At 71.0% G+C, this 14,099-nt stretch carries 13 protein-coding genes and 1 tRNA gene; 8 read left to right on the top strand and 6 right to left on the bottom strand.

The annotated features are described in order from the left end of the window. Positions 1–82 precede the first annotated feature (82 nt). The 5 genes from DEI91_RS12615 to DEI91_RS12595 all read right to left on the bottom strand — a co-directional run bounded on the left by DEI91_RS12615 (position 83) and on the right by DEI91_RS12595 (position 6,523). Positions 83–1,792 carry a cell wall metabolism sensor histidine kinase WalK gene (locus DEI91_RS12615; RefSeq protein WP_111052619.1) on the bottom strand — a complete coding sequence of 570 codons (1,710 nt, stop codon included), beginning with the start codon at positions 1,790–1,792 and terminating at the stop codon, positions 83–85. Between the two features lie 83 nt (positions 1,793–1,875). Beyond that, the gene (locus DEI91_RS12610; RefSeq protein ID WP_110824090.1) at positions 1,876–2,571 is read right to left on the bottom strand and encodes a response regulator transcription factor; all 696 of its coding nucleotides are present in this window, start codon (positions 2,569–2,571) and stop codon (positions 1,876–1,878) included. A gap of 80 nt (positions 2,572–2,651) precedes the next feature. Beyond that, entirely contained in the window at positions 2,652–4,349 is a 1,698-nt protein-coding gene (locus tag DEI91_RS12605; protein WP_111052618.1) for a DNA repair helicase XPB, read from the bottom strand. 58 nt (positions 4,350–4,407) lie between these two features. After that, positions 4,408–6,192, bottom strand: coding sequence for a helicase-associated domain-containing protein (locus tag DEI91_RS12600; protein ID WP_111052617.1), 1,785 nt, complete (start codon positions 6,190–6,192; stop codon positions 4,408–4,410). Between the two features lie 28 nt (positions 6,193–6,220). After that, complete coding sequence (locus DEI91_RS12595) at positions 6,221–6,523, bottom strand: multidrug ABC transporter ATPase (protein ID WP_146244291.1); 303 nt, start codon at positions 6,521–6,523, stop codon at positions 6,221–6,223. 54 nt (positions 6,524–6,577) lie between these two features. Between DEI91_RS12595 and DEI91_RS12590 the strand changes: the two genes are divergently transcribed. Both DEI91_RS12590 and DEI91_RS12585 read left to right on the top strand, forming a co-directional pair. Further along, on the top strand, positions 6,578–6,955 hold the full coding sequence (locus tag DEI91_RS12590) for a cold-shock protein (protein ID WP_110824086.1): 378 nt from the start codon (positions 6,578–6,580) through the stop codon (positions 6,953–6,955). A gap of 2 nt (positions 6,956–6,957) precedes the next feature. After that, positions 6,958–7,590: a DUF3027 domain-containing protein gene (locus DEI91_RS12585; protein ID WP_111052615.1), complete on the top strand. Its 633-nt coding sequence runs from the start codon at positions 6,958–6,960 to the stop codon at positions 7,588–7,590. A 178-nt stretch (positions 7,591–7,768) separates the two neighbouring features. Here DEI91_RS12585 and serC read toward each other — a convergent pair whose 3' ends face one another. Further along, positions 7,769–8,887, bottom strand: coding sequence for a phosphoserine transaminase (serC, locus tag DEI91_RS12580; RefSeq protein ID WP_111052614.1), 1,119 nt, complete (start codon positions 8,885–8,887; stop codon positions 7,769–7,771). 173 nt (positions 8,888–9,060) lie between these two features. On the opposite strand from serC, the gene DEI91_RS12575 reads away from it, so the two are divergent. The 6 genes from DEI91_RS12575 (at position 9,061) to DEI91_RS12550 (ending at position 13,980) form a co-directional block, all read left to right on the top strand. Next, positions 9,061–9,756, top strand: a complete 696-nt coding sequence (locus DEI91_RS12575) for a metal-dependent transcriptional regulator (RefSeq protein ID WP_111052613.1) — start codon at positions 9,061–9,063, stop codon at positions 9,754–9,756. Beyond that, positions 9,753–10,733, top strand: coding sequence for an alpha/beta hydrolase (locus DEI91_RS12570; protein ID WP_111052649.1), 981 nt, complete (start codon positions 9,753–9,755; stop codon positions 10,731–10,733). Before DEI91_RS12575 ends, DEI91_RS12570 begins: the two co-directional genes overlap by 4 nt. Then, on the top strand, positions 10,730–11,269 hold the full coding sequence (locus tag DEI91_RS12565) for a hypothetical protein (RefSeq protein ID WP_111052612.1): 540 nt from the start codon (positions 10,730–10,732) through the stop codon (positions 11,267–11,269). The genes DEI91_RS12570 and DEI91_RS12565 overlap by 4 nt, the downstream gene beginning before the upstream one ends. 587 nt (positions 11,270–11,856) lie before the next feature. Continuing rightward, complete coding sequence (locus DEI91_RS16865) at positions 11,857–12,879, top strand: C40 family peptidase (protein WP_181439594.1); 1,023 nt, start codon at positions 11,857–11,859, stop codon at positions 12,877–12,879. Positions 12,880–13,312: 433 nt separating this feature from the next. Then, positions 13,313–13,807, top strand: coding sequence for an HNH endonuclease (locus DEI91_RS12555; RefSeq protein ID WP_111052648.1), 495 nt, complete (start codon positions 13,313–13,315; stop codon positions 13,805–13,807). A 101-nt stretch (positions 13,808–13,908) separates the two neighbouring features. After that, positions 13,909–13,980 (top strand) — tRNA-Arg (locus DEI91_RS12550). Positions 13,981–14,099 lie beyond the last annotated feature (119 nt).

Raw genomic sequence — 14,099 nt, 5'->3', positions numbered from 1 at the left:
CGCGACCACTCGGCGGAGGTGCGCGGGGTGTTGTGACCAGTCGGTGGAGGTGGGGAGCGGTAGCCGACGGCCAGGCCCGGGGTCAGGACAGCGTCGGGGCCGCGGGCGCGGACTCGCGGGGGAGCAGCGGCAGCCAGACGCGGAAGGTCGCACCGCCGCCGGGGGTGTCGAACACTTCGACCGACCCGTGGTGCGCGTGCACGATGCCCGACACGATCGCCAGGCCGAGGCCCGAGCCGCCGGTGTCCCGGGCGCGGGAGGTGTCCGCACGCCAGAAGCGCTGGAAGATCTTGTCGCGCAGCTGCGGCGGGATGCCCTCGCCGTGGTCGATGACGTCGATGTGCGCCATGCCGCGGTCGTCGTCGACACCGATGCCGATCTCGATCGGGTCGTCGTGCTCGGTGAACCGCATCGCGTTGCCCATCAAGTTCGTGATGACCTGTCGGATCTTGTTCTCCTCCGCCAGGACGATCGGCGGCCGCTTCGGGAGCACGATCGTCGGCAGGGGCGTGGTCTCGTCCGTGGGGTTCTTCGCGTCGACGTTCATCGCCCGGGTCCGACGGGCACGCAGCCGCGCGATGGTCTGCCGCGAGAAGGCGATCGGTCCCGTGGTGTTGAGCGACGGGGAGGCCGGGGCGGGACCGCCGGCCTCACCATCGGCTGCCGGCCCGAAGGAGCCCGCAGGGCGGACGGCCTGCGGGACGTTCTCGCCCGTCACGGCGTCCTCGACGAGGACCTGGATCTCCCGGTCCGGGTTGGACGCCATCGTGTCGAGTGCGGAGTCCCGTGCGATGGCGACCAGGTCGACCGGCCCGAGTTCGAGGGGCTTCGACTCGTCGATGCGGGCGAGCTGCAGCAGGTCCTGCACGAGCAGGCCCATCCGCTGGGCTTCCTTCTCGATCCGGTCCATCGCCTGCGCCACGTCCTCTTCCTTGCGGAGGGCGCCCATCCGGTAGAGCTCGGCGTACCCGCGGAGCGACACGAGCGGTGTCCGGAGCTCGTGCGAGGCGTCACCGACGAAGCGGCGCATCTGGTCGATGGTGCGCTGACGGTCCTCGAACGCGTCGTCGATGCGCTCGAGCATGGCGTTCAGGGACCGGTTGAGACGACCGACCTCGGTGTTCGGGGTGTCGGCGTCGAGGCGCTGGTTGAAGTCCCCGGCGGCGAAGCGCGCGGCGGTGTCCTCGACGTTGCGGAGCGGATCGAACGTCGCCGTCACGAGGAGGCGCGTGAGCATCGCCCCGAGCAGGATCACCGCGATGCCGAAGAACAGGAAGATGACGGTGAACCGGAGGATGGTCTGGTCGGTGTCAGCGCTCGACACGGCGACGAGCACGTAGCCGGTCTCGGTGACGCCGTTCGACAGGTTCTGCAGGTTCGCGGGGATGACCTGCGCACGCCACTCGTGGCTGTGCTGCCGGTCGTACAAGCTGAAGGGATGTGCAGCGGACGCGGCGGCGGAGAAGTCCACGCGCGAGATGTCGGGTTGCGACGAGGACTGGGTGTCGCAGATCTGCTCGCCGTTGCCGTCGTACGCGGCGACGTAGGAACTCTTCTCGAGGACGACGGACAGGTTGCAGTACTGCTCGCCGTCGCTGACGTTCTGCCCCTCGAGCTGCGAGCTCGTCGTCTCGACCTGCGTGTCCAGTCGCAGGTTGAGGTACGTGCTCAGGACGGTCATCGTGCCGAGGCCGGCGACGAGCAGGCCGAGGGCGACCAGGAGGACGGTGATCCCGGTGATCTTGGTGCGGAGGGATATCCCGTCCCACCAGTGGCTCATTCGCTCGTGCATGCTTCCCCAACAGTAAGCGGCGGCCGTCGGGGAGATCCCGACGGCCGCCGACAGTCAGCTGTGTGACCGGTCCGGTCCGAGGCTCAGGAGGCCTTGGTCGCCTTGAGCATGTAGCCGAAGCCGCGCTTGGTCTGGATGATCGGCTCGGCCGAGTACTGGTCGAGCTTGCGACGCAGGTACGAGATGTACGACTCGACGATGCCGGCGTCGCCGTTGAAGTCGTACTCCCACACGTGGTCGAGGATCTGTGCCTTCGAGAGCACCCGGTTGGGGTTGAGCATGAGGTAGCGGAGGAGCTTGAACTCGGTGGGGGAGAGTTCGATCTGCGCGTCGCCGATGGTGACCTCGTGCGTGTCCTGGTCCATCGTGAGCTCACCCGCGCGGATGATCGCGTCCTCCTCGTCGTTCATCGTGCGACGCAGGATCGCCTTGATGCGGGCGACGATCTCGTCGAGCGAGAACGGCTTCGTGACGTAGTCGTCACCACCGACCGTGAGACCCGTGATCTTGTCCTCGGTGTCGTCCTTCGCCGTGAGGAAGAGGATCGGCGACGTGTAGCCCGACGAGCGGAGGCGCTTGGTCACGCCGAACCCGTTCATGTCGGGGAGCATGACGTCGAGGATGATGAGGTCCGGCTCCTCCTCGAGCACGGCGGAGATCGCCTGTGCGCCGTTCCCCACCGCACGCACCGCGAATCCGGCGAAGCGCAGCGAGGTCGTGAGGAGATCGCGGATGTTCGGCTCGTCGTCGACGATGAGGATCTTGGGTCCGTCGGTCATGGGACCATCCTCTGACTGTTCCCTGGTTGCTTCCTGGGAGCAGTTCGTGTGTTGGCCAGAGGTGGTCTGGAGTCCGGGTACTACGCCACGGCCGGGGCGATCTGGTCCGCGTCGAGGATCGTGTACGAGTACCCCTGCTCCGCGAGGAACCGCTGCCGGTTCTGCGCGAAGTCCTGGTCCACCGTGTCGCGGGTGACGAGCGTGTAGAACGACGCCGGGACGCCGTCCTTGTTCGGGCGCAGGAGTCGACCGAGTCGCTGCGCTTCCTCCTGGCGGGAGCCGAACGAGCCCGACACCTGGATCGCCACGGTCGCGTCCGGCAGGTCGACGGAGAAGTTCGCGACCTTCGACACGACGAGCACGTCGATCGTGCCCTCGCGGAAGGCCTGGTACAGCCGCTCCCGCTCGTCGACCGGCGTCGCGCCCGTGATCTCGGCGGCGTCGAGCGAGGCCGCGAGCTCGTCGAGCTGGTCGATGTACTGGCCGATCACGAGGATCTGCTCACCGCGGTGCTTCTCGATGAGGTCCCGCACCACGGGGGTCTTGGCCGGTGAGGTCGCCGCGAGCCGGTACCGCTCGTCGTCGCTCGAGGCCGCGTACTCCAGCCGGTCCTCGTGCGCGAGGTCGATGCGGACCTCGTAGCACTCGGCGGGGGAGATGTAGCCCTGCGCCTCGATCTCCTTCCACGGTGCGTCGTACCGCTTCGGCCCGATCAGGGAGAACACGTCCCCTTCGCGCCCGTCCTCGCGCACGAGCGTCGCGGTGAGCCCGAGGCGACGACGTGCCTGGAGGTCGGCGGTCAGCTTGAACACCGGCGCGGGGAGCAGGTGGACCTCGTCGTAGACCACGAGCCCCCAGTCGAGGGCGTCGAGCAGCGACAGGTGCGTGTACGCGCCCTTCCGACGGGCGGTGAGGATCTGGTAGGTCGCGATCGTGACCGGCCGGATCTCCTTGACGCTGCCGGAGTACTCGCCGATCTCGTCCTCGGTGAGGGTCGTCCGCTTGAGCAGCTCGGTCCGCCACTGCCGGGCGGAGACGGTGTTCGTGACGAGGATGAGCGTCGTCGCCTTGACGGTCGCCATCGCCCCGGCGCCGACCAGGGTCTTGCCGGCGCCACAGGGCAGCACGACGACGCCGGACCCCTGTTGGAAGAAGCTGTCCACGGCGTCGTGCTGGTACGGGCGGAGGTCCCAGTCCGCGGTGTCGAGGTCGATGTCGTGCGGCTGACCGGGCGTGTAGCCGGCGAGGTCCTCGGCGGGCCAGCCGATCTTCACGAGCTCCTGCTTGACCTGCCCGCGGGCCCAGGCCTGCAACTCGACGGCGGTGTCCGAGCGGCGCTCGCCGAGGAGCGGCTGGATGCGCTTGGATCGGGTGACCTCGGCCAGGAGCGCGGGGTCCGACGCCGTCAGCACGAGCGCGGGCTGCTGCTCGAGCTCCTCGGTCGGGGAGTTCGCGACGACCGGGGCGTCCTCGCGCTCCTCGCGCCGGATCACCAGACGGCCGTACCGGGAGACCGTGTCCTCGATGTCGACCGTGACGCTCTGCGGCACCGGGAACTTGGCGAACCGTTCGAGGGTGTCGACCATGGACGAGGCGTCGTGTCCGGCCGCCCGGGCGTTCCAGAGGCCGAGCCGCGTGATGCGGTACGTGTGCACGTGCTCGGGTGCCCGTTCGAGCTCGGCGAACACCGCGAGCGCGTGCCGGGCGTCCTCGGCGTCGGGGTGCGCGACCTCGAGCAGCACGGTGCGGTCACTCTGCACGATCAGCGGTCCGTTCATGACGGATCAGCCTAGGCGGCGCAGCTGGTGTGACACCCGGTTGTCCACAGGGCGTCCGTCAGGCGTCGCTCTCGATCGCGACGACGAGGGACAGCGGGAGGGTCCGCTCGACGTCGACCGCGGTGTCCTTCCCGCGCACCCGCCCGGCGGCGACCGACGTCGGGACGATCGAGAACGGCTTCTCGGACCCGTCCGGCATCCGGACCGTCACCCGGATCGGCGTGCGGCCGCGCACGGCCATGTCGATCTGGCGGGCCAGCCACTCCTGCTCCGGTTCCGCGTCGCCGCGTTCCGTCGTCAGGCGCAGACGCTCCACCAGGGCGCGGGCCGCCTGCTCGGGCGAGCGGCTCGGGGTGCGCCGCCGGACGGGAGGCCCGGAGCGCGTCTCCGGGCGGGCGTCGGCTGCGAGCACGGCCGGGTAGCGCTGGTCCTCGAGGGCACTGGCCACGACGTGCGGCGGGTACTTCGTCACGAGTGTCGTGAGGTCGGGACGCTCCCACGCCAGCTGGCGGAGCTCGGCGTCGACCCCGATCAGGTCGAGCTGCTCGGGCGTCCCGTGCACCGTTGCCCCGAGGTCGCCCTCGCCCCGTCCGACGACGACGCTGCCGTCCCGGGTCGCGACCTGGTCGATGAGGTAGGTGAGGGGCTGCGGCACCTCGGTGGCGCCGAGGCGCGTGAAGAGCGCGACCACCTCGTCGCGGGTCCTGCCGGCACGGAGCGCCCGACGGAGCGAGTCCTCGGACACCCGGTACCGGGCGGCCAATCCCGGTGCCTCCAGGTCGGCGACGGCACGGAGGTCGTCGTCGTCCGCCGGCGACAGCGGACCCGGTGCGATGACCGTCAGGTCCGGCTGGAGGTACACGCCGTCGACGGTGCCCGGCAGGTCGGCGTCCGCTGCGGCCCGGGCGGCGTCGGTGTCGTCACCGAGCAGTGCGTGCCCGGTGGACGTCAGGTGCCCGGCGACCGCGAGCCCGAGCACCCCGGCGGTACCGGCGGCGTCCAGCAGCGCGGCGTCGAGCCAGCGCGCGCCGGCCGGGTACGCCCACCGCCCCAGGGTCACGAGGTCGATGAGGTCGTCGTCCGCGAGCGTGAGGACCTCGACCACGGCGGGGGCGAGGGCGTCCCGCCAGTCGCGCACCAGCGTGGACCAGCGGTCCGGCCACGGCGACCGGAGCCAGGTCCGACCGTGGTCCGAGACCGTCCACGAGCCGTCCACGGGATGGGCGGCACCGATCCGGTCGAGCAGGGCGAGACGGTCAGCGACCACGGCGGCGTCGGCACCCGCGCGCTCGGCGAGCTGCCGGGCGAGGGGCGCACCGATGCCGCCCTTCGCCAGTTCGCGGACGGCGCCGTCGTCGGCGGCGCGGAGGAGTTCGGCGAGCACGGTGAGCGTCTCGAAGGCCTGCTCGGCACCGGCAGCGCGGGCGCGGCCGTCGTCGGCGCCCCCCTCGGCGTCCTGCCGGGCCGCGGGCGCGGGGCGGACCGGAGCCGGGCCTCCCTGGCCGTCCGGGACGAGGTCGGGGCGGGCCGCCAGTCGGGCGGTGACCGCGTCGTCGACTGCGCCGTCCGCGCCGACGAGTCCGAGTGCGACGGCGGGGGCGAGGTCCTCGGCGGGGCCGCCGTCGCGGAGCGCGACGAGCGTGCGACGCGGGAGTCGTTCGACGGCGGCGTCCACCGCGTCGTCGGTACGGAGGGCCTCGGCGAGGTCGAAGAAGTCCGCGATGTGCTGCGGGCCGGACTCGCCGAGGGCGGCCGCGGGCAGGGCGCGGGCGAGCACGAGCTGCTCGAGTGCCTGGTCTGGGAGCTCGCGCAGGCGTGCGGCGAGGTCCGTCGTGGTCGTCATCGTCCTCGGCCGGCGTCCGGGGCGGACGTCAGCGGGCCTCTGCGCGGTGCTGCCGGGCCTTGCGGGTCCACGTGGTGACCAGGAGCACCATCATGAGCACGAAGGCGACGGGCGGACCGAAGTAGACGACCCCGAGCGCGACCGGCCAGATGCCGTCCCCGGGGATCTGCTTCATGGTCAGCCACCCGGCGATCATGACGATGAAGCACGCCAGGATGAGGAGGACGATGCCACCGACCATGAACGCGAGTGTGCGTTCGGTACGATTGGGCGTCGCCGGGGGTTCCGCAGCAGTGCGGGGGTCACCGGTGGATCGGGTCGGCTTGGCCATCCACCCAGGATAGTCCGACGCACCGCGGCCGTTCATGTGACGAGGAGTCCCAGCATGCCCACCGGCAAGGTCAAGTTCTACGACGACCAGAAGGGCTTCGGCTTCATCACCGGAGACGACGGCGACCAGGTCTTCCTGCACGCCTCCTCCCTGCCCGACGGTGTGGCCACGGTGAAGGCCGGCACCAAGCTCGAGTACGGCGTGGTGCAGGGCAAGAAGGGGTCGCAGGCGCTGACCGTGCGGATCCTCGAAGCGCCGGCGTCGCTCTCCAAGATGACCCGTCGCTCCGCCGACGACATGGCCGTCATCGTCGAGGACCTGGTGAAGGAACTCGACCGCATCAGCGGTGACCTCAAGCGGGGCCGCTACCCGAAGAACGGTGAGCGGATCGCCACCATCCTGCGACACGTCGCCGACCAGTTGGACGCGTGAACATGACCACCGACCTCACCGAGCTCGCCCGCGGCGCACTGCTCGAGATCACCCCCGAAGCCACCGTTGGGAGCCCCGTCGGCACCGTCGAGGAGGGCGACGGCGTCGTCTCCGTCCTCTTCGCCAACCGCATGCCGGGGTACCCGGGGTGGCGCTGGACCGTCAGCATCGCCCAGGTCGAGGGTGACGAGCCCACCGTGCTCGAGGTCGAACTGATGCCGGGTGACGGCTCGTTGCTCGCGCCGGAGTGGGTGCCGTGGTCGGAGCGACTGGCCGAGTACCGGGCCGCGCAGGACGACGAGGAGTCGGACGAGGACGACGAGGAGTCGGACGACGAGGACGACGAGGACGACTTCGACGACGAGTCTGATGACGACGAGTCGGACGACGACGAAGACGACGACGACTCCGACGACGGCGACGATGACTCCGACGACGGCGACGAGTCGGACGAGGACGAGGACGAGGACGAGGACGAGGACGACGACGAGGACGAGGACCAGCCGGCCGCCCCGCCAGCCCGCACTCGCGGCCGTCGCCGCACCCGCCGCGTCCGTCCCGTCGACCCGGACGACGACCTGGACCTGGACCAGCTCGACGCCGGCGAGACCGACCCCGGCTTCCACCGGTCCTGACCGGTCCCTCCGGTCCTGACCCGTCGGTCAGGTCCTGACCCGTCGGTCAGGTCCTGCCCGACCCACGCGACACGTCGACGCACGCGACGCGACGACCCATGCGACACGACGAGGGCGGTGCCCTGCAACGGAACACCGTTGCGTGACACCGCCCTCGTCGCGTCTCGCGGCGGCGGGGTCAGCTCGCCAGGGCAGCCACCACGTGGTCGATCGCCCGCGTGAGCTTGGTGACGTCGTCGGGGTCGATCGCCGTGAAGGTCGCGACACGGAGTTGGTTCCGGCCGAGCTTCCGGTACGGCTCGGTGTCGACGATGCCGTTCTGCCGGAGCGTCGCGGCCACGGCTTTGGCGTCGATCGAGTCGTCGAGGTCGATCGTCACGACGACCTGCGACCGGTGCGCCGGGTCGGTGACGAACGGCGTCGCGTAGTCGGAGGCCTCGGCCCAGTCGTAGAGCGTGGAGGACGACGTCTTCGTGCGGCCGTCGGCCCACGCCAGACCACCGGACTGGTTCATCCACCGCACCTGGTCGTCGAGGAGCAGCAGGGTCGTGATCGCCGGGGTGTTCAGCGTCTGGTCCAACCGGGAGTTGTCCACGGCGTTCTTGAGCGACAGGAACTCCGGAATGTACCGGTCGGAAGCGGCGATCCGCTCGACGCGCTCGATCGCAGCAGGGGAGAACAGCGCGAGCCAGAGCCCGCCGTCCGAGGCGAAGTTCTTCTGCGGCGCGAAGTAGTAGACGTCGGTCTGGTCGACGTCGAACGCGGCACCACCGGCAGCGCTCGTGGCGTCGACGACGGTCAGTGCGCCGGGGTCGCCCGCGGCCCGGACGACCGGGGCCATGACGCCGGTCGAGGTCTCGTTGTGCGGGTAGGCGTAGACGTCGACACCCTGGACGACCTCGAGCTCGGCGCGGGACCCGCCCGGGGCCTCCACGACGTGCGGTGCCTCGAGCCACGGGGCGGCGGCGGCCTTGGCGAACTTCGACCCGAACTCACCGAAGGACAGGTTCTCCGCCCGGCGCTCGATGAGCCCGAAGGCGGCAGCGTCCCAGAACGCGGTCGAGCCGCCGTTGCCGAGCACGACCTCGTAGCCGTCCGGCACCTGGAACAGGTCGGCGAGGCCCTGGCGGACGGAGCCGACCAGGTCCTTGACGGGCTTCTGGCGGTGCGAGGTCCCCAGGACGGTGGCGCCGCGGGTGACGAGGGTCTCGAGCTGCGCTCCGCGGATCTTCGACGGACCGCATCCGAAGCGGCCGTCGGTGGGGAGGAGGTCGGCTGGGATGACGATGTCTGCCATGGGCCGATCCTAGCGACGGCCCTGCCGTCGCCCCGATGGACCGGCCGGACGGGGCGGGGCCGGGACGGGCCTCCCGGCCGGTGTCCGCGCAGAGCGCACGGTGTCGGTCCCGGGTCGTCGGCACCAGCAAGTAGTGTGGGTCGGGCTGGGTCCACATCAGGAGAGGCGGAGGCGTGACCGATCTCGTCGACACCACGGAGATGTACCTCCGCACCATCCTCGACCTCGAAGAAGAGGGCATCGTCCCCCTACGGGCCCGCATCTCGGAGCGTCTCGGCCACTCGGGTCCGACGGTCTCGCAGACCATCGCGCGCATGGAGCGCGACGGACTCGTCGTCGTCTCGGGCGACCGGCACCTCGAACTCACCGACACCGGCCGGTCCCGCGCCACGCACGTGATGCGCAAGCACCGCCTCGCCGAGCGGCTGCTCGCCGACGTGATCGGCCTCGACTGGGCGTTCGTCCACGACGAGGCCTGCCGGTGGGAGCACGTGATGAGCGAGCAGGTGGAGGTCCGCCTGCTCGAGATGCTCGGCAACCCGACGGAGTCGCCGTACGGCAACCCGATCCCGGGCCTGGCGGAGATCGGCGGTCCCACCGCTCCGGGCTTCCTGGACGGCGTGCGGAACATCGTGGCGGCCACCGACGACACCGACGCCGTCGCGACCGGCGTCATCCGGCGCCTGGGCGAGCCGGTGCAGTTCGAACCGGAGCTCCTGCACCAGCTCCGGAGTGCCGGGGTCATGCCCGGGCGGACGGCGAGCGTGCAGCGTGCGGGCGCCTACGTGTCGGTCCGCGTCGACGGCGAGGACGCCGGGATCGAACTGCCGACCGAGGTCGCGCAGCACGTCTACATCAGCACCGACTGACGTCTCCTCGCCCGCAGCACCGAGGGGCAGGAACGGTCTGCCCTGTCCGGGCGTGCCCCGTCCGATCCCTGGACGCCCGTCGGACGCGGGTCATCGTCGGCGAGGAGCTGGCCAAGCCGAAGGACGCCGAGAGAGCGCGGTCGCTCATCTCCCTGACCGACGATCACCCGCCGCTCGCGTCGGTCTCCATCGGCGACCTCGACACCGCCGACGATGTGACCTGGGCCGTCCCGGGCATGGACACGACCACGGCCGACATGAGCAACTGGACCCGGGCTGCGCAGAACATCCACGACGAGCAGGGACGGAGTGGGAACCCGCCGGACCGAGCGGTGCTCGCCTGGATCGGTTACGAGGCGCCTGACGCCACCACCGTCCTCGGGATGGGCAAGGCCGAAGCCGGTGCGCCTCGGCTGGCCGCGTCGATCAACGGCCTCGGCGCCGTGCGAGCCGGACGGATGCCCGAGACCAACGTCGTCGCGCACTCGTACGGCACGACCGTCTCGGCACAGGCGCTCTCGACGACGGACGCGCACGTCGACCGGTTCGTCGCGCTGGGGTCCGCCGGCCTGCCGAACGCGGTCGACTCGGCCGGCAAGGTGCACGCCGAGCACGTCTCCGTCGGCCAGGCACGGAACGTCCTCCCCGACGAGGCCGGACAGGGCGACCACCCCGCAGCGCTGGGACGCACGGCATCCGGGCACCACGTGGATCCGTCCCGAGAGGCCTTCGGTGCGACGGTCTTCGGGACGGACTCGAACCCCGCCGACGCGGCGGACCGGAAGCCGGTCCTCGACCACGACCCGCCCACCCGTGACAGGTCCGGCTACCTGGACGCCGACACCGAGTCCGTGTACAACGTGGGGCGGGTCACGACGGGGCACGAGGACGATGCGACCGCGTACCACCCGGAACCACCGACGAAGCGAGACCAGGACCTGATCGACGGGAAGCCCTGGTGGATGGCGGGACGATGACGACGACCACCGCACGATGGACCACGGCGAGGCGCGCCGTCGCGGGCGTCCTCGTCATGACGGCCACCACCACCGTGCTCGCAGGCTGTGTCCTGCGGGGACCCGACACCGCAGCACCAGGACGGACGGAGCCGACCGTGGACGCCGACACCGCGAAGCAGCAGATGATCGAAGCCGTCGACGACGCCACCGAGCGACTCGGTGGGGAGTGGAAGGCGCGCACCGGCCCGGACTACCCGGAAGACTGCGAACTCGAGGACGGCACGCGAGGGGCGCAGTGGCGCTACCTGACCGGGAGCACGCTCGAGGGGTCGCCCGACGAGGACGCCACCCGCATGGAGGAGCACTGGAAGTCCCAGGGGATGCAGGTCGTCCGCCGCGAGTCGAGCGACGGTCCGGCGGTCATCGGCAGCGGTGGCGGGAAGACCGCGTCGATCAGCGCGTACGCGTACCCCGGGAACCACACGGTGCAGGCGGTCTCGCTGTGCTTCCCCGGCACCGCCGACGACATCGCCGAGGACCTCTCCGGCGAGTGACCTGTCGCCCGCCGGCACAGCCCGGGCCAGGCGCTGCGTCGGGGGTGCACCGGAGCCCGCACTCCGGGGTACCTGCATCCCGTCCTCGTCACATGTGCACCGCGATCCCGTGACCGTCCCTGTCGACGTTCCGCAACCCGTCCTGGACCGGCCGGTCGGTCGTGCGCTGTCGCTGCGATCGCTCGGTACAGGTGCCGGGCGTCACAGCACGAGGGTCCGTCGGTGGACCGGGATCGCCGCGGTGAGCTCGCGCCTTGGTCCTCGTGGTGGGCGAACTATAGGGGGTACACGTCGGGGGTACAACGCCTTTACGGACGTACAAGAACCGGACGCACCAGTGTGACGCCGTCAGTAGCGCTCTGACCAGGGCTTCTTCACCTGTTCGTTACCAGATCACGGTTTCATCTCGACAGTGTGACCGAGCGCCCGTACACTCGACGAGTCTCCGGGAGCAGCGATCGCGGGGACCCGTGGCAGGACGTCTCACGACCCGTCTCCTGCCTGGATCGGAAACGATGACGAACGGATGGGGTTGCACACGCTCGGTCGACCACCGGGTGCGTGTCGATGAGACGCCGGAGACCCACTTGACCCACACCGGTACCGCCGCGGACGACTCGACGACCGCGAACCCGACGACCTCCGGTGACGCCACCGCAGCTCCCCTGACCCGCAGGGCAGTACGCGAAGCAGCCGAGCGTGCCACGCGCCGACCGCTCGCCCGCACGGCGTCCACCCCCGCCCGTACCACCGCGGCCCGCCCGACGGCGGCCCGCACCGGCAGTGCCCTCGGTGCCACCCGCACCGCCGCCACCCGCTCGGCAGCAGCGCCGACGACCTCCTCGCGCAAGCGGAAGTTCATGGCGCCCGTCGTGCTCGCGGTCGCCGCCGGCATGTTCGGCACGATGGCCGTCCCCGCCGCCTTCGCGAGCACCCAGCCGACGCCCGCGGCCGACGCCCGCGCCGCAGCCCCGGTCCAGACGCAGGAGTTCGACGTCTCCGCCGCCGCGGGCACCGCCGACACCTCGCGCGACGGATTCGGCGCCACCTCCACCGAGACCCTCGAGGCGCAGGCCGCTGCGAAGGCAGCGGCGAAGGCCGCAGCCGACCGGGCCGCCGAGGTCGAGGCCGCCCGTGCAGCGAAGGCGGCCGAGTATGCCTACGACGGCAAGACGGCGGAGGACTACCTCGCCGCCGACTCCGCGACGACCGCCTCGGCAGCAGGCGCCGCCGCGACGGGTGCGGCTCCCGCCGCGGGCACCCCGTTCTCGCTGCCGGCCGTCGTCGCCACGGCGAAGCAGTACATCGGGACGCCTTACGTGTTCGGCGGCGCCACCCCCGCCGGGTTCGACTGCTCGGGCTACGTCATGTACGTCTACGCGCAGCACGGCATCAGCCTCGCCCACTCGGTCACGCTCCAGGACCAGGCCGGCACGACGATCCCCGAGTCGGAAGCGCAGCCGGGGGACGTCGTCGTGTTCAACGACGGCTCGCACGACGGCTTCTACATGGGCAACGGCATGATCATGGACGCGCCGAAGCCCGGCGGCTCCGTGTCCATCCGCCCGATCTGGTCGAGCAGCTACCACATCGTCCGCTTCGGGATCTGACCTCGGGGACGTCACTCCGAGGGTGCGCATGTGAACAGCGTCCGAACCGGCCCCGCACCCCTCGTGCGGGGCCGGTTTCTGGGTTAGCCTGCACGCATCGGATCGACTCGACCCGAACGGGAGACCACATGTCGACGTCACGCACGACCCGCACCATGGGTCGGCGCGCGCATGTCGACATACGGACGACCACAGCCTGCGAGCCGCAACTCGCGCGCGACTGACCGGAGCACTGCCCTGACGGGTGGTGCTCTTCGTGTATCCGGCCCTCCACGACGGTCGGACCGCCCCGCTCCGGCAGGACGGCCCGCTCGACGGGGACGGACCGGTCGGGCCCGCCCTCGGGTCCGGAGGCCGTGACCACCCGCTCGACGCCGACCGACCCGGTGCCCGCACCGCCTGGAAGCCGTCCAGGCACGTCGGAAGGGAACCCATGCGCACTCTCGTCCTCAACGCCGGTTACGAGCCCCTCGCGGTGATCTCGTTCCGTCGAGCCCTGGTCCTCGTCATGAACCAGAAGGCCTCCGTCGTCGCCGCCGACACCCTGCACCCCGTCACCGGTGCCGCCGTCAGCTACGACCGACCCTCCGTCATCATCCTGACCCGGTACGTGCGGATCCCGCAGTCCCGGCTGATCCCGGTGTCCCGGCGCGGTGTGCTCCGCCGGGACGCCAACCGGTGCGCGTACTGCGGCCGGAACGCGACCACGATCGACCACGTCCAGCCGAAGTCCCGCGGTGGTCGCGACTCGTGGGAGAACCTCGTCGCGTGCTGCCTCGCGTGCAACAACGCCAAGGGCGACCGCACCCCGCGCGAGATGGGCTGGACGCTGCGCTTCCCGCCGAAGGCCCCGCACGGCTCCGCCTGGGTCGTCCGCGGCATCGAGCGGCCGCAGCCGGACTGGGACGAGTACCTGGTCGCCGCGTAGGCGGCGCCGGTCGCGGCAGGCGCCGGACGGGAGGCCCGGGGTGTGCGGACACCGGGCCTCCCGTCCGGCGCGTCCCGGCTCCCGCTAGAGTGGACGGGCCGGCCTCTGTAGCTCAATGGAAGAGCAGTTCCGTCCTAAGGAAAGGGTTGGGGGTTCGAGTCCCTCCAGGGGCACCTCGGGGAGCTCTCCAGCGGGGGAGTCCTCCCCACATCCGACCGGCCACGACCCCTCGCGTCCCGGACCGACCACGGGAACGGCGTCGTCATCTGGGGGAACTCTGCGTCGGAGACCC

The organism is Curtobacterium sp. MCBD17_032 (assembly GCF_003234855.1).
Lineage (GTDB): Bacteria > Actinomycetota > Actinomycetes > Actinomycetales > Microbacteriaceae > Curtobacterium.
Note: the sequence above shows the minus strand (reverse complement) of the source record. Positions and strands in the feature narration are given on the sequence as shown.